The organism is Micromonospora sp. BS32 (assembly GCF_059089345.1).
In genome coordinates this window covers 1-388 of the sequence record NZ_JBSSHR010000159.1, presented here as the reverse complement: position 1 = coordinate 388, position 388 = coordinate 1, and the positions used below count along the sequence as shown (strand labels likewise).

The following is a 388-nucleotide window of genomic DNA, read 5'->3' as shown; positions in this document are numbered from 1 at the left end:
GTCGTCGGCGACCTCGGCGACCACGCCCAGGTCGTGGGTGATCATGACGACCGCGGAGCCGAACTCCTGCTGCAGGTCGCGGATCAGGTCGAGGATCTGCGCCTGCACGGTGACGTCGAGCGCGGTGGTCGGCTCGTCGGCGATGAGCAGCTCGGGGTTGTTCACCAGCGCCATCGCGATCATCGCGCGCTGCCGCATGCCGCCGGAGAACTGGTGCGGGTAGTCCCGGAAGCGCTTGCGCGGCTCGGGGATGCCGACCCGGTCGAGCATGTCCAGGGCCCGCTGGGCGGCCTCCTTCTTGCTGGCCGCGTGGTGCACCCGGTACGCCTCGACGATCTGGTTGCCGATCGAGTAGTACGGGTGCATCGCCGACAGCGGGTCCTGGAAG

At 69.3% G+C, this 388-nt stretch carries 1 protein-coding gene; it reads right to left on the bottom strand.

Annotated features, from left to right (window positions below):
• A partial coding sequence (locus AC5RWQ_RS30720) for an ATP-binding cassette domain-containing protein (RefSeq protein ID WP_494286086.1) occupies positions 1–388 on the bottom strand: 388 nt, incomplete at both ends.